Consider the following 22,047-nt stretch of genomic DNA (forward strand, 5'->3'; position numbering starts at 1 on the left):
GGCAATCTGTTTTATAAGAATACAATCAAGATATCATTATGCTATTTTTTTAGTTCAGTTAAAATATTGAGAAGTATTACTTTTATTTAAAAAGCATCATAAAGGACTCCAATTAATTACTAATGATTTTTCTAATTTAATTTTGTGGTTATTGACAAATAAAGTCTAGTTAATTGCTTTGAAATCCATGGATTGGTTTATATACATCTGTTAATGCAACGGATAATTTTATTGATAAGTAGGGAGTGGCTATTATTCAACTTTTAGGTTCTGAAAGTAAGAGATTCATCTTAGAAATATCATGTTGAGCATTTTTCAATTTGCTGGTTAGTAGTAATCTGGACATCATTAATCCCTTCCTTAACAAAATTATGTGACTTTTGTTACCGGATTACTGCTGATTTTTTAATAGCTTATAACATTTTTAGACGGTTAATAGATTTTGACCGTCTTTCTTAATATTGTCTTACCTATAATAGATATGCTTATGAGATATGTTTAATAGATTAATTTTAGTTCAAAATGTCCAGTTAGGACACTTTGAATGATTTCTTAGTTTTATATATTATACTTTTCTCAGGAGAAAGCTAGATGTACAGACGTTTGAGAGATTTGAGGGAAGATCACGATTTGACCCAAAAACAAATAGCTAAAATACTTTCGTTTACAAACTCAGCTTATGCTAAAATTGAACGGGGTGAGCATACGTTAACAGCAGATGTATTGGTAACTCTCTCAAACTTTTACGATGTCAGTACAGACTACCTATTGGGATTGACAGATTTTCCTGATAAAATTCGCTTTAGAAAATAATCTCCTCAATTTCATAGAGTGTGAAAATGAGGAGATTATTTTATTTGGTTCTTTGACAATTAAATAGTCCAAAATGGTACTTTCCTCATTTGTGGAGCAGTTTTGAATGGCTCGCCATGATAAGAGCGATATAAAAACCATCAATAAAATAGAGCGATACTTTATATGCCATGATACAAATGATATACAATGATACTTCTGACCGTTCAGGCTGCCACCGTAAAAGAGCAGCAAGTGAAATTCTTATGATGACTTCATCAGTCATGCCATGGAGGTGAAAAAATCTAAGAAAGGAAGTAGTAAAATCATGGAAACAGTAAACTATAAAGATTTAGTTGCGATTGGTTTTCCAGAGCACACATCGAGGAATATTATTAGACAAGCAAAAAAGATTGCTGTAAAAAAGTTTGAAGAAGCTAGAAAAAATGATAAGAATGCGGTACAATTAGGATGTTCACCTTTCGATAATAAAAGGTTAGGCATTGCTCCTAAAAATATTGTAGAAAATTTAATTGGTATTTCTTTTTCAGATATAGAAGGTGAGAAAAATGGTTATATCAAAGACAAAGAAATATAAAGGTGTATACAAAGATTCAAAAGGAAAAATATATTTTCAAATTGAATTAGGAGTTGATCCAATAACTGGGAAAAGAATTCAAAAGAAAGGAAGGAAAAATCAACAGGGACTACCGTTTAATTCTTTTAAGGAAGCATATGAAGAGATACTTCGTTTAAAACATGAATTTGTGAACTCTACTATTAATAATAGTTTTCTAACTTTTAGAGAGTTTATGGAAGAGATTTATTTAAAATATTATCAACAAAAAGTTCAATTTGTAACTTATCAGACCGCTTTACCACATCATCAGTTATTTATTAAGCAATTTGGTAGTAAAAAATTATCAGATATTAGTACTATTGACTGTGAAAGATTTCGCTTAGCTATTATAGACAAGTATTCTAGTAACTATGCTAAAAATATGTGGTCTAGATTTAAAGCATGTCTGGGCTATGCAGAAAGATTGGGTTATATTGATAGAGTTCCTTTTAAAGGATTAGATAATCCTAGAGGAAAGCACCCTGATACAAAATTTTGGACATTTGATGAATTTAAGAAGGTAATAAACTCTTTTGATATTAGTGAGTATGAGGGACTCCATAATTACATGACGATCTGGCTATATTTTATGACTGGCTTAAGAGTTAGTGAGGGTATTGCTCTTAAATGGGAAGATATTGATTTTGAACGTAAATGGATTCATGTTCATTCGACAATTGAGAAAGACAAAAACGGTGTATGGTATGCTAAACAACAAACAAAGACAGTAGCAGGGAATCGTAAAATTGATTTAGATGATTTTACGATTACAATACTTAAAAAATGGCGAGAAGTTCAAATCAAGAATGATGATAAAGATTATGTAATATCACGTTTTGGTGCCCCCTTGTGTAAGTCTACAATTTCTAGGATAATAAAAAGGCATGCTAAGATTACTGGTGTACCAGAAATTACAGGTAAAGGTTTAAGACATAGCCATGCCTCTTATCTTATAAATGTGTTACATAAGGATACTTTATACGTTTCATATCGATTAGGACATGCTGATAAGTCAACCACGTTGAATACATATAGTCATTGGTATTATTCAGGTGATTCAACAATTTCAGAAGAGATTACAAGCAGTTTAGATAATCTTGGATTATCAATTTACCTACCAAATTCCTGCCAGAGTTGAAAATTGAGGAATTAACCCACTAATACTGGGAGAAAATAGGATTTGCAAATTGTTACTCTTAAATAATAGAGCAACTACATTAGTAGCTTAAAAACATGATTAAACCGCTATTCTTGGGAGTAGCGGTTTTTCTTTTTGTTCGCGAGGGGGCAAAAAAGGGGCAAACTATTATATAGTTTATCTAGGAGACAAACAACTTTTGAATAATAGGCTTTCCATAAAAAATGATCCAAGTTTTTACTCTTCAGGATTTATTTTCTTTCTAGTATCATCATTCCTATTAACAGTAGAAAAGTAAGTTTTTAATTTGTTTATACTCCGGATATTATAATCTCAGTATTAAAGCACTTTATTGAAGGTAATTCTCGAACGGTTTGAGGTAATTTCAATAAAATTTTAAAAGATATTTAAATTTAGTCTTGACCCTGACCTTGGGTAAGGGATTATACTAATAGTAGATAAGAAAGGAGATTACTATGAAAATCAATATGATTCGTTCAGATAAAGTTTATCAAGAGATGTTAGAGCTACCCTTAGAAAAGAGAGAAGGTTGTTTTCGAGCCAAAATATTAGCACCTTTTGCAACAAAATATCAAACGCAACACATTCCTCTGAAAGCGAAGTATCCTGGAGGATTTGATGCCTTGTTCCTGCTTGGCTTTATGAATCAGTTGCCCGCAACTCTCTCAGAAAAGGATAGACCAGCTATCGACGCTCTGAGCTCTGATCAACTCTGGCAGGACTGCCAGGAAACAATCAAGAGGAGTATCGGTCTTTTTAAGCAAGCTGGCTATGATTTAGAGGTTGAGGATTACCATTTTACTATTTTATTGGGCAACCCTGAAAAGGCCATGTTACAGCTCAATAAGGGTTATAGCGGAGATGGTGGAATTCCAGGTTACCTCATGCTTAGTCTGCTACCAAATGACTATACTTTGCCACGTGTGCAAGCGGCACTGGCCCACGAGTGCAATCATAATGTCCGCTTCCAATTTATCAAATGGAACCAGCAGACGACATTAGCAGACTGGGTAGTCAGTGAAGGCTTGGCAGAGTCTTTTGCAGCTGAGCTCTATGGCAAAGATCTCATTGGGCCTTGGGTTACTTCAATCAGTCCAGAGCAGTTAGAAGAGATTAAGCCCATCATCTCAAGTCGGCTTCAGCTAACAGGGATGGCGGAAATGGCTCCTTATCTTTACGGTGATGAAATAGCTGAGATACAGGGTCAGATACCAGTCGGTATGCCCTATGCTGCAGGCTATGCCTATGGCTATCATCTGATACAAGCTTATCTGAAAAAGACTGGTAAGAGCATTATTGAGGCTACAGTAACACCGACAGAAGAGATTTTAGCAGCGACAAAAGACTTTTGGAAATGACACTTTTGCTTGCAAATCTGCCAAAACTTGATATAATGAAAGTAGTTTTTGGAGGTGGCTATATGCACTATAAAAGAGTTGAATTAAAAGTCACAAATCAAGGTATCCATGAGTGCAAGATTTTTCAAGGTGTTAAGATTTTTAGTCGAAGTAAATTGTCCAAAGATCAGAAAAGCATTCTGACGCAGAAGATTTACCTGACACCGAAGCAAAATATTGTTTACTATCAACGAACAGATATCAATTATGACCAGAATTGGCAACATCATAAGGACTATTACGAATTAGTTTATGGTCAGTTGGACAGAGAGATTGTCTTTAAGGTTTGTCAAGATTTTGACGAACTAAGTCCTTTTCTGGAAAATGAGCTGCTTGAGAAGCTAAAAGAAAAGCAGTCAACAGGCAAATTTTTTGAAAAGTTAGATATATAAAAATCCGGCTGCTTTTATAGGCAGTCGGATTTCTTTGAGTTCTAGTTTGATAATCTTTCATAAGGGAAAATAGCTCTATTTTTATCATGAACAGCTCACTTAGTTAGAAGTTTTGGAAACAGTATAGTTGAAATCTATGAAGAATAAGTGTATAATCAAGAAAAATGATTGAGTGCTCACTCAATTTTGTAGATGTGTAAAGGAGTTCATACAATGGTTGTTCAAGCAATACAATATAGTCGTTTCGGTGATGAAGAAGTGTTAGATTTAGTGAACATTAAATCTGACGCTTTGAAAGTGAATCAAGTTAGGATAGAAGTTCATGCTGTTGGTTTAAATCCTATTGATTATAAGACTTTTGAAGGTGCAAAGCCACTCCGATTTCTATCTTTTATGACAAAACTAAGGAAGCCAAGTCGTTGGTTTGAGTCAAAATCATCTCTTTTTCCAAGAGGTGTTGGTCGGGATTTTGCTGGAGTTATCATAGAAATTGGTGAAAGAGTAAATAGATTTGCAGTAGGGGATAAGGTTTTTGGAACAATGATCAGTGACCCTGGATTGGGAACCAAGAGGGGAGCTTTGGCAACAGAAATTTGTGTCAATGAATCGGAAATCGTATCGAAACCAGATATGATTGATATGAACCATGCAGCTACTATGGGTGTAGCCTCTCTAACAGTGGGAGGTGCTTTTAGAAAGATTGAGCTAAACTCTAAAGATATTGTAGTGATTTCAGCAGCGGCAGGTGGTATTGGAAGTATTGCAGTACAGTATGCAGTTGCTAAGGGTGCAACAGTTATCGGAATTGCAAGTAAGAAGAATTCAGATTATCTGAAGTCTTTAGGTGCTATACCGGTAGCCTACGAAGAGAACATCCAGAATGCTCTTCTATCAGCAAGTGCAAAGCCAATTACAAAATTCTTGGATTGCTATGGAAGTGATTATGTTAAATTGGCTTTCAGTTTGGGATTGAAGGGCACGGCTATTGGAACGCTAGTACCTTCACCATATGTTATTATAAGAGGAGCTCAGTTCACGGGTCCGAGACATTCCACATATGATGATTTTAGAGTTCTAGCGGAAATGGTCTCAGATGGGAAGGTTCGGCTGAATATTGATCAGGTTTATGATTTTTCTCTAAAGTCTGTTAGAGAGGCATATCGTAGTCTGAAGTCGGGACACACTCGAGGTAAGAAGGTTGTAAAAGTAAGAGAGTAGCAGATAGGTGTCAGCAATGGATAGTTTAGAACAAAAGTATGCTCAGACATTAGAAAATAGCAACTTGAGTTTAAAACAACGTCAAGTATTATTATCAAGTCTAAAGCTATTTTCAGAAATTGGCTTTGAAAATACAACAGCCAGCCTTATTGCTAAGGAGGCTGGAGTTTCAGAAGGGACCGTTTTTAGTTACTTTAAGACCAAGGAAGGCATCTTAGAGGCTATTCTGTCAACTTTTCTCGAACAGGTTATTCCAGATGTAATTGCTGATTTTTCTGAGAAGAAATTTACAGCAAACCAAGAGTCTTTTCCACTATTTTTAAGAAGTATTGTTCGAGATAGACTAGTTTTCATTCAGGAGAATCAAATGCAAGTTAAAATTCTCTTGAGTCGTTCTTTTATTGATAAAACTATTTCTGACCAGTTAGGGAATGTCATTGTTCACTCTATCATTAAGCCAATTAGTCCAGTCCTGAATCAGTTTAAAGAAAAGGGTGTTATCCGAGATTGGTCAAATGAAAGAATCGTTCGTTATATTTTAGCTTTGAGTCTTTCTTATATTATTCCAATGATGTTGAATGATAAGGAAGATGTAAACATAGATGAAGCAGTAAACGAAATTGTTGAATGCCTGTCTTTTACATTAGTAGAGGTAAAATAAATCTTGATTTTAAGCTTACTATTTTAAATGGTGAGCTTTTTTGAAGCCAACATAAAAATCCCCAATCATAACGATTGAGGATTGAGCAAATGAATTTTAAACAATACCTTGTGCAATCATAGCGTTTGCTACGTTTTCGAAGGCAGCGATATTTGCTCCTGCAAGGTAGTCAGTACCAAGACCGTATGTTTCAGAAGTTGTTTTAGCTGTGTTGAAGATGTTGGTCATGATGTCTTTGAGGCGTCCATCAACTTCTTCACGTGTCCATGAGAGGCGAAGGCTGTTTTGGCTCATTTCAAGCGCTGATACAGCTACACCACCAGCGTTAGCAGCTTTGGCAGGTCCGTAAAGGATTCCGTTTTCTTTGTAGACTTTAATCGCATCAAGGTCACTAGGCATGTTAGCACCTTCAGATACACAGATAACGCCTTGAGCAACCAAACGTTTAGCTGCGTCACCATTGATTTCGTTTTGAGTCGCACATGGAAGAGCGATGTCGTAGTTACCAGCGTAAGTCCATACAGAACCTTCATGGTAAGTAGCAGTGGCTTTTTCAGCAGCGTACTCAGTCAAACGTGCACGACGGTTATTCTTCACATCTGCTAGAAGATCGAAGTCGATACCATTTTCATCGATGACATAACCATTTGAGTCAGATACAGAGATAACAGTTGCACCAAGTTCAGTCGCTTTTTGAAGAGCGTATTGAGCCACGTTACCAGAACCTGAAATTACCACTTTCTTACCAGCAAAACTGTTACCATTAGCTTTGAGCATTTCTTCAGTGTAGTAAACCAAACCATAACCAGTTGCTTCTGGACGAATCAAGCTACCACCAAATCCAAGAGGTTTACCAGTCAAGACACCCGCATCAAATTGGTTAAGACGTTTGTACTGTCCGTAAAGGTAACCAATTTCACGTCCACCAACACCGATATCACCAGCAGGTACGTCAAGAGATGGTCCGATGTATTTTTGTAATTCTGTCATAAAGCTTTGGCAGAAGCGCATCACTTCAGCATCAGTCTTCCCTTTAGGATCGAAGTCTGATCCACCTTTACCTCCACCGATTGGAAGTCCAGTCAAAACGTTTTTAAAGATTTGTTCGAAGCCGAGGAATTTCAAAATCCCTTGGTTTACAGTTGGGTGGAAACGAAGTCCACCTTTATATGGTCCAACAGCTGAGTTGAATTGAACACGGTAACCACGGTTCACTTGGACTTTTCCATCACGGTCAACCCAAGGAACTCGGAAAGAAATTACGCGCTCAGGCTCAGTGATACGTGCCAAGATGTTTTCTTCGATATACTCGGGATGTTTTTCAAATACAGGTTCCAAAGTGCTGAAGAATTCTTCAACCGCCTGGAGAAATTCAGCCTCATGCCCATTACGAGCTTTCACAGTTGCAAACACGCTTTGGATATAGTCTTTAGCAGATGTCATATCGTTCTCCTTTTGTTGTTATATTTTATTACATGAGCCATTATAGCAGAATTTTTTTTGAGTGTAAAGAAAAAAACAGAAATTTTCTAAAAATTCTTTCAATTTACAAAACCGAACGTTTTATATAGAAATTAGTTTCTCAAAGAGAAAATCTTAAAGTATGGTATAATATTAGAAATAAAAGGAATCTGGAGGATCAGAATCATGGTATCAACGAAAACACAAATAGCTGGCTTTGAGTTTAACAATTGCTTGATGAATGCAGCGGGTGTGGCGTGTATGACGATAGAAGAGCTTGAAGGGGTCAAAAACTCAGCGGCGGGTACTTTTGTTACGAAGACTGCGACCTTGGACTTTCGTCAGGGCAATCCTGAACCACGTTATCAGGATGTTCCACTTGGTTCCATCAACTCTATGGGCTTGCCAAATAATGGCTTAGACTACTATCTGGACTATCTTTTGGACTTGCAGGAAAAAGAGCCAAACCGTACTTTCTTCCTATCTTTAGTTGGCATGTCTCCAGAAGAAACACATACCATCTTGAAAAAAGTTCAAGAGAGTGAATTCAATGGACTGACCGAGCTTAATCTCTCTTGTCCAAATGTTCCAGGAAAACCTCAGATTGCCTATGATTTTGAGACAACAGACCGTATCTTGTCAGAGGTATTTGCCTACTTTACCAAACCTCTTGGGATCAAATTGCCACCATATTTTGATATTATTCACTTTGATCAAGCGGCTGCTATTTTCAACAAATATCCGCTCAAGTTTGTCAACTGTGTTAACTCTATCGGAAACGGCCTTTATATAGAAGGCGAGTCGGTCGTGATTCGTCCTAAAAATGGTTTTGGTGGGATTGGTGGAGAGTATATCAAGCCGACTGCTCTTGCTAATGTGCACGCCTTTTACCAACGTCTCAATCCGCAAATCCAAATCATCGGAACGGGTGGTGTTCTAACGGGTCGTGATGCCTTTGAACACATCCTCTGTGGTGCTAGTATGGTGCAAGTAGGAACGACGCTCCACAAGGAAGGCGTTGGAGCTTTTGAGCGCATTACCAATGAACTGAAAGCTATTATGGCGGAAAAAGGGTACGAGAGCCTAGAAGATTTCCGTGGGAAATTGCGCTATATTGATTAAGTTTAATAAAAAATCAGAAGAAAGGAGAGAAGATGCTAGCCATTGAAGACAGTCAGAAATTGACTTTATCAAATCTATCTAGCTTGAATCTATTTACAGGGACAGATCAGGGTCAGTTTGAAGTTATGAAGAGTCAAGTGTTGAAGCAGATTGGTTATGATCCAGCTGATCTCAATTTTGCTTACTTTGATATGAAAGAAGTAGCTTATAAAGACTTAGAGTTGGAGTTGGTCAGTCTCCCTTTCTTTGCGGATGAGAAAATCGTGATATTAGATCATTTTGTCGATATCACAACAGCCAAGAAACGCTTTTTAACAGATGATGAGCTCAAGTCATTTGAGGAATACCTTGATAACCCTTCGCCAACAACCAAGTTGTTGATTTTTGCTGAAGGAAAGTTAGATAGTAAAAGACGGCTGGTCAAATTGCTCAAACGAGATGCGACTGTCTTTGATGCTATTGAGGCTAAGGAGCAAGAACTGCGCCAGTATTTCCAAAAATGGAGTCAGACACAAGGTCTGCAGTTTGTGGGGCAATCCTTTGAAAATCTACTTCTCAAATCTGGTTTTCAATTTAGTGAAATCCAGAAAAATCTCCTTTTTTTACAGTCTTATAAGTCAGATGGCATGATAGAGGAGAAGGATATTGTCGAGGCTATACCAAAGACCCTGCAGGACAATATTTTTGATTTGACTCAGTTTATCTTGGGCAAAAAGATCGACCAGGCCCGTGACTTGGTTAGAGATTTGACCTTGCAAGGGGAAGACGAAATCAAGCTCATAGCGGTCATGTTAGGGCAGTTTCGTACCTTTGCCCAAGTGAAGATTTTATCAGAAGCTGGTCAGACGGAATCACAGATTGCAAGCAGTCTGGGAACTTACTTGGGGCGCAATCCTAATCCTTATCAAATCAAGTTTGCACTGAGAGATTCGAGAGGGATTTCCTTAGATTTTCTCAAGCGAGCGATTTCTTATTTGATTGAAACAGACTACCAGATTAAGACAGGTGTCTATGAAAAAGGCTACCTTTTTGAGAGAGCGCTGTTACAGATATCTAGCCAAGCGTAATGAGCATAAAACTTGAAAAAAGAGGATGATTGCGTTATCATCTTCATATAGAAAGAAAAAGAGGTATTACAGATGGCTATTATCTTACCAGACCTTCCATACGCATATGACGCTTTGGAACCATACATCGATGCAGAAACAATGCACTTGCACCATGACAAACACCACCAAACTTATGTAAACAATGCAAATGCAGCGCTTGAAAAACACCCTGAAATCGGTGAAGACCTTGAAGCCTTGCTTGCTGATGTAGATTCTATCCCAGCCGATATCCGTCAAGCACTTATCAACAATGGTGGTGGACACTTGAACCACGCTCTTTTCTGGGAATTGATGACTCCTGAGAAAACTGCTCCATCAGCAGAACTTGCAGCAGCAATCGATGCAACATTTGGTTCATTTGAAGAGTTCCAAGCAGCCTTTACAGCAGCAGCTACAACTCGCTTTGGTTCTGGATGGGCATGGTTGGTTGTCAACAAAGAAGGGAAGCTTGAAGTAACTTCAACAGCAAACCAAGACACCCCAATCTCAGAAGGCAAAAAACCAATCTTGGGCTTGGACGTTTGGGAACATGCTTACTACGTGAAATACCGCAACGTGCGTCCTGACTACATCAAAGCTTTCTTCTCAGTGATTAACTGGAACAAAGTAGACGAGCTTTACGCAGCAGCTAAATAATAAAATATGGAGGGAAGAGTCAATCTTCTCTTTTTAAGGTTATAAAGCAGAAGTCTGACAAAATCGTCAGACTTTTTTCATTTAGAGGATATTCGTGCCAACTTGTAGAAATTATGGTAAAATAGAGTGTTAAGTAATCGTGGAAAAGGAAGACTATGCGTAAAGAAATTGCACCTGAATTATACAACTATAACAAGTTTCCTGGCCCAGAATTTCATGTGAATGGGGATAAGGTTGAGACTGAAGGGATTGCTTTTACCTTGGTTGAAAATATCAAGGATGCCTTCGATGTGACTGTCTTTAATCAACGCTTCTCAGAAGTGTTGACCAAGTTTGATTATGTCGTGGGGGACTGGAGCAATGAACAGCTCCGCCTACGCGGTTTTTACAAAGACGATCGAACAGAGGAAAAAATTGAAAAAATCAGTCGCTTACAAGATTATCTTTTGGAGTACTGTAGTTATGGTTGTGCTTATTTTGTCCTAGAAAACCAAGCACCTAAGCGTGCATCATTTGACAAGAAAATGCGTAAAAAGGAAGAGGAAAACCTTCCTAGAAGAGGCAAGAAACCTTCGCAAAACAAGAGAAAACCAAATGCGGATAAGAGAAATAGACGTCGTCATAAGGACCAAAAGTCTCAGAAAGAGGACAAGGGACAGCGCCATTTTGTCATTCGTCAGAAATAGATAGAGAATAAGGAGAAGAGATGAAACCGTCTATTTATAGTTTAACACGTCAAACAATGCAAGAATGGGTATTAGAACAAGGAGAAAAGAAATTCCGAGCAGATCAAATCTGGGAATGGCTTTACCGTAAACGTGTCCAGTCATTTGAAGAAATGACTAATCTTTCCAAGGGTTTGATTGCCAAGCTCAATGAGCAGTTTGTCGTAAATCCTTTGAAACAACGGATTGTACAAGAGTCAGCTGACGGTACGGTTAAGTATCTTTTCGAGTTGCCAGATGGCATGTTGATTGAGACAGTACTCATGCGTCAACACTACGGTTTGTCAGTCTGTGTGACTACTCAGGTTGGCTGTAATATTGGTTGTACCTTCTGTGCATCAGGCTTGATCAAGAAGCAACGTGACCTCAATAACGGGGAAATCGTAGCGCAGATCATGCTAGTTCAGAAATACTTTGATGAACGTGGTCAGGATGAACGTGTCAGCCATATCGTTGTTATGGGAATTGGTGAACCATTTGATAATTACAACAATGTTTTGAATTTTGTCCGTACCATCAATGATGACAAGGGGATGGCAATCGGTGCTCGTCACATCACGGTTTCAACTTCAGGTTTGGCCCATAAAATTCGTGACTTTGCTAATGAAGGCGTACAGGTCAATCTGGCTGTTTCCCTTCACGCACCCAATAATGAATTGCGCTCAAGCATCATGAAAATTAATCGTGCCTTTCCGATTGAAAAACTCTTTGCTGCTATTGAGTACTATATCGAAACAACCAATCGCCGTGTGACCTTTGAATACATCATGCTCAATGAAGTCAACGACGGTGTTGAACAAGCCTTGGAGTTGGCTGAATTGCTCAAGAACATCAAGAAATTGTCTTATGTAAACTTGATTCCCTATAACCCAGTTAGTGAACATGACCAATATAGCCGTAGTCCTAAAGAGCGCGTGATGGCCTTCTACGATACCCTCAAGAAAAAAGGGGTCAACTGTGTTGTCCGTCAAGAGCATGGTACAGATATTGATGCAGCTTGTGGACAATTACGCTCCAATACAATGAAACGTGATCGCCAGAAGGCAGTCGCAGCGGTAAATCCATAAAATGACTAAAAAAAGAGAATTAATCTTAAGATTGGGAGTGGCTGTTTACAGCCTTTGCATTGTCTGTTTTTGCTTCACTCCCCAACCTCAGCTTCCTACAGGAGTGGAAACTCCAGGTATTCAAACTTTTGGACGCCTGGTTTTTCTTTTAACTCCCTTAAACTCCCTTTGGAATCTGGGTGAAGTGACCAGTTTGGGACAAGTCCTTTGGATCTTTTTGCAGAACATTTTAAATGTCTTCTTGCTTTTCCCACTAGTCTTTCAACTGATCTATCTCTGTCCAAATTTACGACAAACGAAAAAAATCCTATTTCTCAGTTTTCTTCTGAGCTTAGGAATTGAATGTACGCAGCTGGTCTTAGACTTTTTCTTTGATTTTAATCGGGTCTTTGAGATTGATGATTTGTGGACCAATACCTTGGGTGGCTATCTGGCTTGGGTCCTCTATAAAGGACTGCATAAAAACAAGATAAGGAATTAGAATGAGTATTTTAGAAGTTAAAAATTTAAGTCACGGTTTTGGTGACCGTGCAATTTTTGAAGATGTGTCTTTCCGTCTCCTCAAGGGAGAGCATATCGGTCTAGTTGGTGCTAACGGTGAAGGGAAATCAACCTTTATGAGCATTGTGACTGGTAAGATGTTGCCAGATGAAGGGAAGGTGGAGTGGTCAAAATATGTGACTGCTGGCTATCTGGATCAGCACGCTGTGCTAAAGGAAGGTCAAACCGTGCGTGATGTCTTGCGGACAGCCTTTGATGAGCTATTTAAAGCAGAAGCTCGTATCAATGACCTCTATATGGAAATGGCAGAGGACGGAGCAGATATTGACGCGCTAATGGAAGAAGTTGGCGAACTCCAAGACCGTTTGGAGAGTCGAGATTTCTATACTTTGGATGCTAAGATTGATGAAGTAGCGCGTGCCCTCGGTGTCATGGACTATGGCATGGATACAGATGTAACAGCCTTATCAGGTGGACAAAGAACCAAGGTGCTTTTGGCTAAACTCCTCCTTGAAAAACCAGATATTTTGCTGCTTGACGAGCCAACCAACTACTTGGATGCTGAACACATTGACTGGCTCAAGCGTTATCTCCAAAACTATGAGAATGCCTTTGTCCTTATTTCGCATGATATTCCTTTCCTCAACGACGTAATCAATATCGTCTACCATGTGGAAAATCAACAGTTGACGCGTTACTCTGGTGACTACTACCAGTTCCAAGAAGTCTATGCCATGAAGAAATCTCAGTTGGAAGCAGCCTACGAACGTCAACAGAAAGAAATTGCCGACCTCAAGGACTTTGTCGCTCGAAACAAAGCGCGTGTCGCAACGCGTAATATGGCCATGTCCCGTCAAAAGAAACTCGACAAGATGGATATCATTGAACTCCAAAGCGAGAAACCAAAGCCATCCTTTGATTTTAAACCGGCTCGTACTCCTGGTCGCTTTATTTTCCAAGCTAAGGACTTGCAGATTGGTTATGACCGTCCACTTACCAAACCATTAAACCTCACCTTTGAACGCAATCAAAAGGTTGCCATTATTGGAGCCAATGGTATCGGGAAAACAACTCTCTTGAAGTCTCTCTTGGGAATTATTCCGCCAATCGCTGGGGAGGTTGAACGCGGTGATTACCTAGAACTTGGTTACTTTGAACAGGAAGTAGAAGGTGGCAATCGTCAAACACCACTAGAGGCTGTCTGGAATGCCTTTCCTTCCCTTAACCAAGCAGAAGTCCGTGCGGCCCTTGCCCGCTGTGGGTTGACGACTAAGCACATTGAAAGCCAAATTCAGGTCTTGTCAGGTGGAGAACAGGCCAAGGTGCGTTTCTGTCTCTTGATGAACCGTGAAAACAACGTCTTAGTGTTGGACGAGCCGACTAACCACTTGGATGTAGATGCCAAGGAAGAACTCAAACGGGCGCTTAAAGAATACAAAGGAAGCATTCTTATGGTTTGCCACGAACCAGACTTCTATGAAGGCTGGATGGACCAAATCTGGGACTTTAACAAGCTAACTTAAAAGCAGTAAAAAAGCCAAGTCGAAATGACTTGGCTTTTTTGACTAGTAATTTAAATAGTTTTCAACTTCAGATTTCTCAATTTCTTTACCGTAGTGGCAAATCGGACAAGAAACGAAGTAACTTTTACCATAAGGGAAAAGTGGAATCCAGTAGAGGGTGAACTTGCGCCCAGTTTCTACGATCTCCCAAGTGTCGACATTGTTACAGTGACCACATTCGATCGCAGTTTGCGTATGTCCCAAATCTTTCTGATAACCTTTAGAACCCCAAAATAAAATCATGTCATCGTCTCCTTATCTGTTGATGGCTTATTTTTTGCTGAAGTCGTAGTCTTTCACCACTTCTATACTATCAATGGTGATAGCAGACGTTGGTTTATCTTTCTCATCTTTTTCAGCCTTGGCAATCTTGTCAACAACGTCCATACCATCGATGACTTGACCAAAGACGGGGTGTTTGCCGTCTAGACTAGGATTTCCGCCCTCTTTATAGGCTTCGATGATTTTCTTTGGATACTTGCTAGTAGGAAGTTTAGCAGAAATATCTGTTGAGTTTTGGTTGATGAAGAACTGGCTACCGTTGGTGTTTGATTGACCAGTATTAGCCATAGCAAGGGCTCCTCGGATATTGTATAGGTAAGGAGAGATTTCATTTTTGAAACCAGTTCCCTTGTCCTTTGTTTTATCCTTATCATGCCAGATAGATTGGCCGCCTGTACCATCTCCCTTAGGATCTCCAGTTTGGACCATAAAGCCATCAATGACACGGTGGAAGGTGATGCCGTTATAATAGCCTTCCTTAGCGTGAGTGAGGAAGTTTTCAACTGCTAGTGGTGCTAGTTTTGGAAAGAGTTTGATGCGGATATCGCCTTGATTTGTGTGTAAAATGACCTCAGCTTCGTCTTCAGCAACTTCCTTAGAAAGTTGAGGGAAGTTGGCATTTTCATTGGTCAAAGCGTCATTCAAATCTTTGGCAGCCTGAGCAGCCGCTTTTGAGCTTTCTTCAGCTGAGATACTGGAGTCGACATATTCATCACCACGGAGACCACGTTGGATACTAGTACATCCAGCAAGGGCTACAGTTGATAGTAAAAGAAGGGTTGCTAGTTTTTTCATTGTTAACCTCTCAAAAATTCATTTCTACCATTGTACCTTAAAAGGAGTTTGATTTCAAATTTTAAAATGAGGTTATTTTGCTAATACATGTAATTTTATAGCTTGACTTACTCCATTTTGTTCATTAGAGTATGTTACTGCATTTGCACAGTCTTTGACATCTGTAGGAGCATTTCCCATTGCAATACCGAGACCTGCGGTTTCAATCATGGGAATATCATTATAATTGTCACCCAAGGTCATAATCTCCTTGAGAGGAATTTGATAATAGTTAGCCAATTCTAACAGAGCCTGTTTTTTAGATACTTGATTATGTGTGACTTCAAGATAGTTATCCTTGGAGAGATAAAAGTCGGTTTGAGGGAAATCCATAATGGATAAGATGTTTTGTAGTTTCTGTATAGTGTCTGCCTTATCAATTAATAATAGTTTATGAACAAGAGTATGTTCCTCTCTTATAAAATCTGTTATAGATGTAACTTTTGGACTTTCTCCAGTAATGTTAGCTTCGATTTGTACCCATTTATCTAAAGTATTAACAAACCAATCTTGTCCAGAATAAACATTGATAGAAACTGTCGGAAATTCTCTTTTTAAAAAATCATGAAGAAATGCCAATTCTTTTTTATCAATAGAATGCTGACTTAGAACCTCATCCCCCTTACTGATTAGGGCACCATTATAGCATGCAATTGGAAAGTCGGAAATTCCTAGTTTTCTAGAAATTGGAGCAATACCGAGAGGAGAGCGAGCAGAAGCTAAGACAAAAGGGATTTCTTTTTGTTTTAAAATTGGCATCAGTTCAGGCAAATAAGAGTCTATCTGGTGATTTTTGTCTAAAATTGTTCCGTCAATATCGCTTATAATCAATTTAATATTTCTCATAGCTTCCTCCCTTTTAAAATAGAATAGTTGTTTTGCCATCTAAAGATCGCTGAATTTCTATATCGGGTTCTTTGTCTGTAATCCAATAATCAAAATCAGCTAGTTCAGACAGAATAAAGTGAGAGTGTTTGCTTATTTTACTGGTTTCAGCCAGTAAGACACGAGTTTTGCTTGTTTTAAATGCTCTCTTTTTCATTAGAACATCTTCTTGGTCTTCAAAACTAACTTGACCATCTGAAAGACTTGCAGCTCCAAAAAAAGCTAAATCAAACTTAATAGAGTTTAAAATGTCCGATTCTTCTAGAGAGTAATAGAAACGATTCTTTTTATGAAACTTTCCGCCTAGAATGTGAAAATCGACATTTTCTTTTCCTCCTAGAATAAGCGCATTATCTAATGAATGACTGAAAATACTAACTTCTTTCTCAAGTATTTTAGCTAATTCTAGTACAGTTGTTGAAACATCAAAGAATAGTAGGTCTCCATTAGAAATGAGTTCCTTTGCTAGAGAGGCGATTTTCTCTTTTTCTTTGGAAGATTGTTCTCTCCTGTCTTTAAAGCCTAGTATAGGCTGTTTCTTTATTGATAGCAATCCTCCGTGAGTTCTTTGTGCTCTATTTTCCTTTGCAAGAATAGAAAAATCTCTGCGGACGGTATCTTTGGATACTTGGAAATAGTCAACCATTTCTTTTGCTGAAAGGCTTCCTCTCTCTTCTAAAAGTGTTATGATTTCTTCTAATCGTTGTGCTTGGTACATAAATTCACCTGCTTTCTGACTCTATTTTACTCTTTTTTGCAAGTCGAATCAAGCGTTTATAAGTTTTTTTAATTTAAAATCAATTTATTCAAGTTTTTTGTGGAAAATCTGAAAAAATAAAAACTCTGTCAAGTTTTTTTCTTGACACCTGTCAGAAATCTGCTATAATAGAACATGTGCTAAATAGCTCAGCTATTTCACCGAAATAAAAAAATAAGAAAAGAGACATTAAAAAATGGCAGTTAAAATCCGTTTGACTCGTATGGGTTCTAAGAAAAAACCTTTCTACCGTATCAACGTAGCAGACTCACGTTCACCACGTGACGGACGTTTCATCGAAACAGTTGGTACTTACAACCCACTTGTTGCTGAAAACCAAGTAACTTTGAAAGAAGACCGCGTTCTTGCATGGTTGGCTGATGGAGCTCAACCTTCAGATACAGTTCGCAACATCCTTTCAAAAGAAGGCGTATTGAAAAAATTCCACGATTCTAAATTCTCAAAATAAGTTTAAAGTAGGTTGACAGATGGATACGATTGAAAATCTCATTATTGCGATTGTGAAACCTTTGATTTCACAACCTGATGCCTTAACTATCAAGATTGAAGACACACCAGAGTTTTTGGAGTATCACTTGGATCTTGACCAAAGCGATGTCGGTCGTGTTATCGGTCGTAAGGGTCGCACTATCTCAGCGATAAGAACGATTGTCTACTCTGTCCCAACTGAAGACAAAAAAGTAAGAATCGTTATCGATGAAAAATAAAAAAAAAAAGCGGGACAGATGTCTCGTTTTTTTTGTGAGGAGGAGAAGATGAAGGATTTAACGTTTAGACAATTACAAGCCTACTTACTCGAACATTACCAGCAATCTCGAACTGAGGAAGGCCTCTTTATCAAGCTAGTGGAGGAAGTAGGAGAAGTAGCTGAGGTCTTGAATGGGCGCTCTGGTCGAAAAGAGGGGGTTCAGGACTCAAACGAGGAACTTGCCAAAGAATTGGCTGATATCATTCATTACACTGTTGCAATCGCGGCCATCAACGATATTGACCTAACCAAAACCATCTTTGACAAAGATAAAAAAGCAGCCATTAAGTATCAGCATGAACGTGATTTGGAAAGTTTTCTGAAGGGAGATTTGAGAGATATTGGACACTGATTATTTTTTAAAAATAGACTGGGCGATGTATATTGATTGGTTATTACGAATTATACAGATTTTGACTTTTATAGGTGTAATTTTAAAAATTAGTTTCCAGAATAAGGCCTATATTAATAATATCGAAATTCAGGCAATTAAACCAATCGAATTTGATTCCTTACATACGAAATTTCATCATGTTTATGAGTTTAAACATAATAAAAATGATAAACGCTATAACCATTTGATTTTTTATCCAAAAGAAGTTGATATTAAAATTGTAGAATTTTATTCTTTAATCTATGATTCAAAAAGTAATCGTTTAGTCGTTCAAGATAAAATACATACAGTCAAAAATTTAAAAAATTATACATGCTTATTGATTCATACAAATTTACCTGAGACTATACCTAGTTTAAGAAAGAAATGGAAGGCAAGTCAAGGTCAAATTGGGGAGTATACATTTTATAGTAATATGTATAACGGGAATATAAATATTTCTTCTTTCAAATATAAATTAACGTTAAAGAGGAAACTACTAGCACTTTTTGGATTATAGCTGATTTTCTCCAACTTGTGAAAATCCCTAGAACGTGATAAAATAAAGGATAGAAATAGATACAGGAGACAAGATGAACTACTTTAATGTTGGGAAAATCGTCAATACGCAGGGTCTGCAGGGTGAGATGCGAGTCTTGTCTGTGACGGATTTTGCTGAGGAACGGTTTAAAAAAGGGGCAGAGCTGGCTTTATTTGATGAAAAAGATCAGTTTGTCCAAACAGTGACCATCGCTAGCCACCGTAAGCATAAGAATTTTGACATTATCAAATTCAAAGATATGTACCATATCAATGCGATTGAGAAGTACAAGGGTTATAGCCTCAAGGTTGCTGAGGAAGATTTGAACGATTTAGATGATGGTGAATTCTATTATCACGAGATTATCGGTTTGGATGTTTACGAGGGTGACAACTTGATTGGAAATATCAAGGAAATCCTACAACCAGGAGCCAATGATGTCTGGGTAGTCAAGCGAAAAGGTAAGCGAGATTTGCTTTTACCCTACATTCCGCCAGTAGTTCTCAATGTTGATATTCCAAACAAACGGGTCGAAGTGGAAATCTTAGAAGGGTTAGACGATGAAGATTGATATTTTAACCCTCTTTCCTGAGATGTTTTCTCCGCTGGAACACTCGATTGTTGGGAAGGCTCGAGAAAAAGGGCTCTTGGATATCCAGTATCATAATTTCAGAGAATACGCTGAAAAGGCCCGTCATGTTGACGATGAGCCCTACGGAGGCGGTCAGGGGATGTTGCTCCGAGCGCAACCTATTTTCGATGCCTTTGATGCCATTGAAAAGAAAAATCCCCGCGTCATTCTTCTTGATCCTGCTGGAAAACAGTTCGATCAAGCTTACGCTGAGGATTTGGCTCAGGAAGAGGAACTGATCTTTATTTGTGGTCACTATGAAGGGTATGACGAACGCATCAAGACCTTAGTAACCGATGAAATTTCCCTAGGAGATTATGTCTTGACTGGAGGAGAATTGGCGGCCATGACCATGATCGATGCGACCGTTCGCCTGATTCCTGAAGTGATTGGCAAGGAGTCTAGCCACCAAGATGACAGTTTTTCTTCGGGACTCCTCGAATATCCTCAGTACACACGTCCTTATGACTATCGTGGCATGGTGGTTCCAGATGTGCTCATGAGTGGACACCATGAAAAGATTCGTCAGTGGCGACTGTATGAGAGCCTAAAGAAAACCTACGAGCGCAGACCTGACTTGCTAGAAAACTATCAACTAACAGCCGAAGAAGAAAAAATGCTGGCTGAAATCAAAGAAAACAAAGAATAAAGGAGAACCTTATGCAAGTAATCAAACGTAATGGAGAAATTGCTGAATTTGATCCAGATAAAATTTACCAAGCTGTCCTAAAAGCAGCTCAAACCGTTTATGTTTTGACAGATGATTTGCGTCAAAACCTTGCACAAGTTACTAAGAAAGTCGTTTTGGACTTGGAAGAAGCAAAAGTGGAACGTGCGACTATCAGCATGATCCAGTCAATGGTTGAGCACCGCTTACTTGGAGCTGGCTACATTACCATTGCAGAGCACTATATCTCTTATCGCTTGCAACGCGATTTGGAGAGAAGTGGTTATGGCGACCATATCGCCGTTCATCTTCATTTTGAACAAATCCGGTAAGAAAAAGAGTGGGATGCAATGAACATCTCACTCTTTCTTAAATAGACTTTTCTGAGCTTGTTGTACGGTTGAGGGAACAAAACGAAGCCGTTTAATATCACTGATACGAATGATTCGAGTCACGTTTTTTGAAAAATTCTTGACGATAATTTGTTGGCGATTGGCGTCGTGTTTGATAATATCACCCGTAAAACTTGTTTCTGCAAGTATCACATGAACAGCCGTCTTTTTCTGGATGGCTTGTTCAATCATAGCAGTGAGGGAGTTGTCCTCGATTTGAGGATGATCATCATTCCCATTGAGAAAACTATGTAGTTTATCTAGAACTAGTTGGAATGCCTGTCTCATAGAATCCTCCCTCCTTACATATCCACATTATATAAAATTTTTCTAAAAACTACAAGGTTTTTCGAATAATCTAATGAAAACTTAAAAGGAGAACAAAATGGCAGAATTTACATTTGAAATCGAAGAACACTTACTGACCCTGTCTGAAAATGAAAAAGGATGGACCAAGGAAATCAATCGCGTCAGCTTTAATGGAGCCCCTGCAAAGTTTGACATTCGCGCTTGGAGCCCAGATCATACTAAAATGGGCAAGGGAATTACTCTTACAAATGAAGAATTTCAGGTAATGGTGGATGCCTTTAAAGGTGGACAATAAAAAGAATCTTGAGTGGAACTCAAGATTCTTTTTTTATGACACAATATAGTCACAAAGAGAAGTCTTAGACAATTGAATGAAAGTCTCTCTATACTCTTCAGGTGGTATTGGATTATCTTTACGAATCCACACTTCAATAAAAGAGATGGCCATGGTCGTAATGATATAAGCGATGTCCTCTTTATTAAAATTATATTTCAGTTGGTAATTGACATTCTTTAGTACCCACTCTGAGTATGTTCCACGCAGAAATTCCTTCCAACATGGGTCGGCTTGTGTGGTATACAAGGTGTTAATAACTTCCCTTTTTTCGTATATGAGAGGAAGTATATGGTCTGCTAAAAAGCTGATAGGATCTCCATCATTGCTAGGGCAGTACTTATTAAAGACGTTAAAAATGTGTTGATTGGTCTCTTCGTGAATGTATTCGATAATATCTTCAAAGTTGTTAAAATGCTTTTGATAAATCGCTTGTCGTGAAATACCAGCTTCAGCAGCAATTTCAGTCATTGTAAAGGAACTACGCTGAGGATTTTTCTTAGCTAGTGTAATGAGAGCTCTAATGATTAGCTCACGAGTATTCTTTGCCATAGAATTACCTTTCTACTTATAATTATTTACAGTTATTTTTGAATGAAGAAAAATCAGAATGTTCAAGTTAATATAAACAATCAATGAACATTAAATTTTCTGAATCTTTTAGGTAGCTCTATTGTATCACAAATAATTTATAAAATATAGCTCTCTCAGTGAAAATGCGTTTTCTGAAAAGTATACAATTGCCAACCTTCCGAAATCAATGGAAGCATATTTGGTTTGAATCAATTAGAATACTTTTCTACTTTGCATATTTTGAATAGCTATAATTTGAAGAATAAAACGATTAATATT

General features: G+C 38.1%; 29 protein-coding genes. 22 read left to right on the plus strand and 7 right to left on the minus strand.

Translation table 11 applies throughout. From position 1 onward, the window contains the following. Positions 1 to 591: 591 nt before the first annotated feature. The 7 genes from STO1_RS03910 to STO1_RS03945 all read left to right on the plus strand — a co-directional run bounded on the left by STO1_RS03910 (position 592) and on the right by STO1_RS03945 (position 6,238). A complete protein-coding gene (locus STO1_RS03910) occupies positions 592 to 813 on the plus strand; it encodes a helix-turn-helix domain-containing protein (RefSeq protein WP_016397755.1) in 222 nt (73 codons plus the stop codon). A 307-nt stretch (positions 814 to 1,120) separates the two neighbouring features. Next, complete coding sequence (locus tag STO1_RS03920; protein WP_000450956.1) at positions 1,121 to 1,390, plus strand: DUF3173 family protein; 270 nt, start codon at positions 1,121 to 1,123, stop codon at positions 1,388 to 1,390. After that, a complete protein-coding gene (locus STO1_RS03925; RefSeq protein WP_037612959.1) occupies positions 1,362 to 2,549 on the plus strand; it encodes a tyrosine-type recombinase/integrase in 1,188 nt (395 codons plus the stop codon). The genes STO1_RS03920 and STO1_RS03925 overlap by 29 nt, the downstream gene beginning before the upstream one ends. A gap of 476 nt (positions 2,550 to 3,025) precedes the next feature. After that, positions 3,026 to 3,928, plus strand: a complete 903-nt coding sequence (locus STO1_RS03930; protein WP_007522243.1) for a DUF2268 domain-containing putative Zn-dependent protease — start codon at positions 3,026 to 3,028, stop codon at positions 3,926 to 3,928. A 62-nt stretch (positions 3,929 to 3,990) separates the two neighbouring features. Continuing rightward, a complete protein-coding gene (locus tag STO1_RS03935; protein WP_045617978.1) occupies positions 3,991 to 4,359 on the plus strand; it encodes an EXLDI protein in 369 nt (122 codons plus the stop codon). 213 nt (positions 4,360 to 4,572) lie between these two features. After that, complete coding sequence (locus STO1_RS03940; protein ID WP_084939781.1) at positions 4,573 to 5,577, plus strand: NADP-dependent oxidoreductase; 1,005 nt, start codon at positions 4,573 to 4,575, stop codon at positions 5,575 to 5,577. A gap of 16 nt (positions 5,578 to 5,593) precedes the next feature. Further along, positions 5,594 to 6,238 (plus strand): TetR/AcrR family transcriptional regulator, encoded by a 645-nt coding sequence (locus STO1_RS03945; protein ID WP_096422021.1) that lies wholly within the window; start codon positions 5,594 to 5,596, stop codon positions 6,236 to 6,238. Positions 6,239 to 6,334: 96 nt separating this feature from the next. Here the strand turns inward: STO1_RS03945 and gdhA are convergent, their stop codons facing one another. After that, positions 6,335 to 7,681, minus strand: a complete 1,347-nt coding sequence (gene gdhA, locus STO1_RS03950) for an NADP-specific glutamate dehydrogenase (protein WP_061588269.1) — start codon at positions 7,679 to 7,681, stop codon at positions 6,335 to 6,337. A 204-nt stretch (positions 7,682 to 7,885) separates the two neighbouring features. On the opposite strand from gdhA, the gene STO1_RS03955 reads away from it, so the two are divergent. The 7 genes from STO1_RS03955 to STO1_RS03985 all read left to right on the plus strand — a co-directional run bounded on the left by STO1_RS03955 (position 7,886) and on the right by STO1_RS03985 (position 14,382). After that, the gene (locus tag STO1_RS03955) at positions 7,886 to 8,821 is read left to right on the plus strand and encodes a dihydroorotate oxidase (RefSeq protein WP_096422023.1); all 936 of its coding nucleotides are present in this window, start codon (positions 7,886 to 7,888) and stop codon (positions 8,819 to 8,821) included. A gap of 32 nt (positions 8,822 to 8,853) precedes the next feature. After that, positions 8,854 to 9,888 (plus strand): DNA polymerase III subunit delta, encoded by a 1,035-nt coding sequence (holA, locus tag STO1_RS03960; RefSeq protein WP_096422025.1) that lies wholly within the window; start codon positions 8,854 to 8,856, stop codon positions 9,886 to 9,888. Positions 9,889 to 9,960: 72 nt separating this feature from the next. Continuing rightward, on the plus strand, positions 9,961 to 10,566 hold the full coding sequence (gene sodA, locus STO1_RS03965) for a superoxide dismutase SodA (RefSeq protein WP_000974728.1): 606 nt from the start codon (positions 9,961 to 9,963) through the stop codon (positions 10,564 to 10,566). A gap of 155 nt (positions 10,567 to 10,721) precedes the next feature. Beyond that, positions 10,722 to 11,252 (plus strand): YutD family protein, encoded by a 531-nt coding sequence (locus STO1_RS03970; RefSeq protein ID WP_001224366.1) that lies wholly within the window; start codon positions 10,722 to 10,724, stop codon positions 11,250 to 11,252. 20 nt (positions 11,253 to 11,272) lie between these two features. Beyond that, positions 11,273 to 12,358, plus strand: a complete 1,086-nt coding sequence (gene rlmN / locus STO1_RS03975; protein WP_061852432.1) for a dual-specificity RNA methyltransferase RlmN — start codon at positions 11,273 to 11,275, stop codon at positions 12,356 to 12,358. A 1-nt stretch (position 12,359) separates the two neighbouring features. Next, positions 12,360 to 12,839 carry a VanZ family protein gene (locus tag STO1_RS03980; RefSeq protein WP_096422027.1) on the plus strand — a complete coding sequence of 160 codons (480 nt, stop codon included), beginning with the start codon at positions 12,360 to 12,362 and terminating at the stop codon, positions 12,837 to 12,839. Between the two features lies 1 nt (position 12,840). After that, the gene (locus STO1_RS03985) at positions 12,841 to 14,382 is read left to right on the plus strand and encodes an ABC-F family ATP-binding cassette domain-containing protein (protein WP_096422029.1); all 1,542 of its coding nucleotides are present in this window, start codon (positions 12,841 to 12,843) and stop codon (positions 14,380 to 14,382) included. A 42-nt stretch (positions 14,383 to 14,424) separates the two neighbouring features. On the opposite strand, the gene STO1_RS03990 is transcribed toward STO1_RS03985, so the two are convergent. From STO1_RS03990 to STO1_RS04005, 4 genes are all read right to left on the minus strand, one after another. Then, positions 14,425 to 14,664 carry a zinc-ribbon domain-containing protein gene (locus tag STO1_RS03990; protein ID WP_000600214.1) on the minus strand — a complete coding sequence of 80 codons (240 nt, stop codon included), beginning with the start codon at positions 14,662 to 14,664 and terminating at the stop codon, positions 14,425 to 14,427. A gap of 27 nt (positions 14,665 to 14,691) precedes the next feature. Further along, positions 14,692 to 15,498 carry a peptidylprolyl isomerase gene (locus tag STO1_RS03995; protein WP_084939105.1) on the minus strand — a complete coding sequence of 269 codons (807 nt, stop codon included), beginning with the start codon at positions 15,496 to 15,498 and terminating at the stop codon, positions 14,692 to 14,694. Positions 15,499 to 15,570: 72 nt separating this feature from the next. Next, positions 15,571 to 16,383: a Cof-type HAD-IIB family hydrolase gene (locus STO1_RS04000; protein WP_033606116.1), complete on the minus strand. Its 813-nt coding sequence runs from the start codon at positions 16,381 to 16,383 to the stop codon at positions 15,571 to 15,573. Between the two features lie 13 nt (positions 16,384 to 16,396). After that, entirely contained in the window at positions 16,397 to 17,140 is a 744-nt protein-coding gene (locus STO1_RS04005; RefSeq protein ID WP_045617342.1) for a DeoR/GlpR family DNA-binding transcription regulator, read from the minus strand. Positions 17,141 to 17,375: 235 nt separating this feature from the next. Here STO1_RS04005 and rpsP point away from each other — a divergent pair, with 235 nt between their 5' ends. The 7 genes from rpsP to STO1_RS04040 all read left to right on the plus strand — a co-directional run bounded on the left by rpsP (position 17,376) and on the right by STO1_RS04040 (position 20,492). Next, the gene (gene rpsP / locus STO1_RS04010; RefSeq protein WP_000268760.1) at positions 17,376 to 17,648 is read left to right on the plus strand and encodes a 30S ribosomal protein S16; all 273 of its coding nucleotides are present in this window, start codon (positions 17,376 to 17,378) and stop codon (positions 17,646 to 17,648) included. A 19-nt stretch (positions 17,649 to 17,667) separates the two neighbouring features. After that, a complete protein-coding gene (kphA, locus tag STO1_RS04015; protein WP_000379617.1) occupies positions 17,668 to 17,907 on the plus strand; it encodes an RNA-binding protein KphA in 240 nt (79 codons plus the stop codon). A 48-nt stretch (positions 17,908 to 17,955) separates the two neighbouring features. Beyond that, a complete protein-coding gene (locus STO1_RS04020; protein ID WP_096422032.1) occupies positions 17,956 to 18,300 on the plus strand; it encodes a MazG nucleotide pyrophosphohydrolase domain-containing protein in 345 nt (114 codons plus the stop codon). Then, positions 18,290 to 18,841, plus strand: coding sequence for a hypothetical protein (locus STO1_RS04025; RefSeq protein WP_096422034.1), 552 nt, complete (start codon positions 18,290 to 18,292; stop codon positions 18,839 to 18,841). The genes STO1_RS04020 and STO1_RS04025 overlap by 11 nt, the downstream gene beginning before the upstream one ends. Positions 18,842 to 18,914: 73 nt before the next feature. Continuing rightward, the gene (gene rimM / locus STO1_RS04030; RefSeq protein WP_096422036.1) at positions 18,915 to 19,433 is read left to right on the plus strand and encodes a ribosome maturation factor RimM; all 519 of its coding nucleotides are present in this window, start codon (positions 18,915 to 18,917) and stop codon (positions 19,431 to 19,433) included. Continuing rightward, a complete protein-coding gene (trmD, locus tag STO1_RS04035) occupies positions 19,423 to 20,142 on the plus strand; it encodes a tRNA (guanosine(37)-N1)-methyltransferase TrmD (RefSeq protein ID WP_002882191.1) in 720 nt (239 codons plus the stop codon). Before rimM ends, trmD begins: the two co-directional genes overlap by 11 nt. An 11-nt stretch (positions 20,143 to 20,153) precedes the next feature. Continuing rightward, positions 20,154 to 20,492: an ATP cone domain-containing protein gene (locus STO1_RS04040; RefSeq protein WP_001196045.1), complete on the plus strand. Its 339-nt coding sequence runs from the start codon at positions 20,154 to 20,156 to the stop codon at positions 20,490 to 20,492. A gap of 27 nt (positions 20,493 to 20,519) precedes the next feature. Here the strand turns inward: STO1_RS04040 and STO1_RS04045 are convergent, their stop codons facing one another. Further along, positions 20,520 to 20,840 (minus strand): hypothetical protein, encoded by a 321-nt coding sequence (locus STO1_RS04045; RefSeq protein WP_001248070.1) that lies wholly within the window; start codon positions 20,838 to 20,840, stop codon positions 20,520 to 20,522. Between the two features lie 97 nt (positions 20,841 to 20,937). Between STO1_RS04045 and STO1_RS04050 the strand changes: the two genes are divergently transcribed. Further along, complete coding sequence (locus STO1_RS04050; protein ID WP_000807427.1) at positions 20,938 to 21,156, plus strand: YdbC family protein; 219 nt, start codon at positions 20,938 to 20,940, stop codon at positions 21,154 to 21,156. Between the two features lie 33 nt (positions 21,157 to 21,189). On the opposite strand, the gene STO1_RS04055 is transcribed toward STO1_RS04050, so the two are convergent. Then, on the minus strand, positions 21,190 to 21,747 hold the full coding sequence (locus STO1_RS04055) for a TetR/AcrR family transcriptional regulator (protein WP_084918232.1): 558 nt from the start codon (positions 21,745 to 21,747) through the stop codon (positions 21,190 to 21,192). Between the last annotated feature and the right edge of the window lie 300 nt (positions 21,748 to 22,047).

Origin of the sequence: Streptococcus oralis subsp. tigurinus (assembly GCF_002356415.1) — a bacterium.
GTDB classification, from domain to species: domain Bacteria; phylum Bacillota; class Bacilli; order Lactobacillales; family Streptococcaceae; genus Streptococcus; species Streptococcus oralis_F.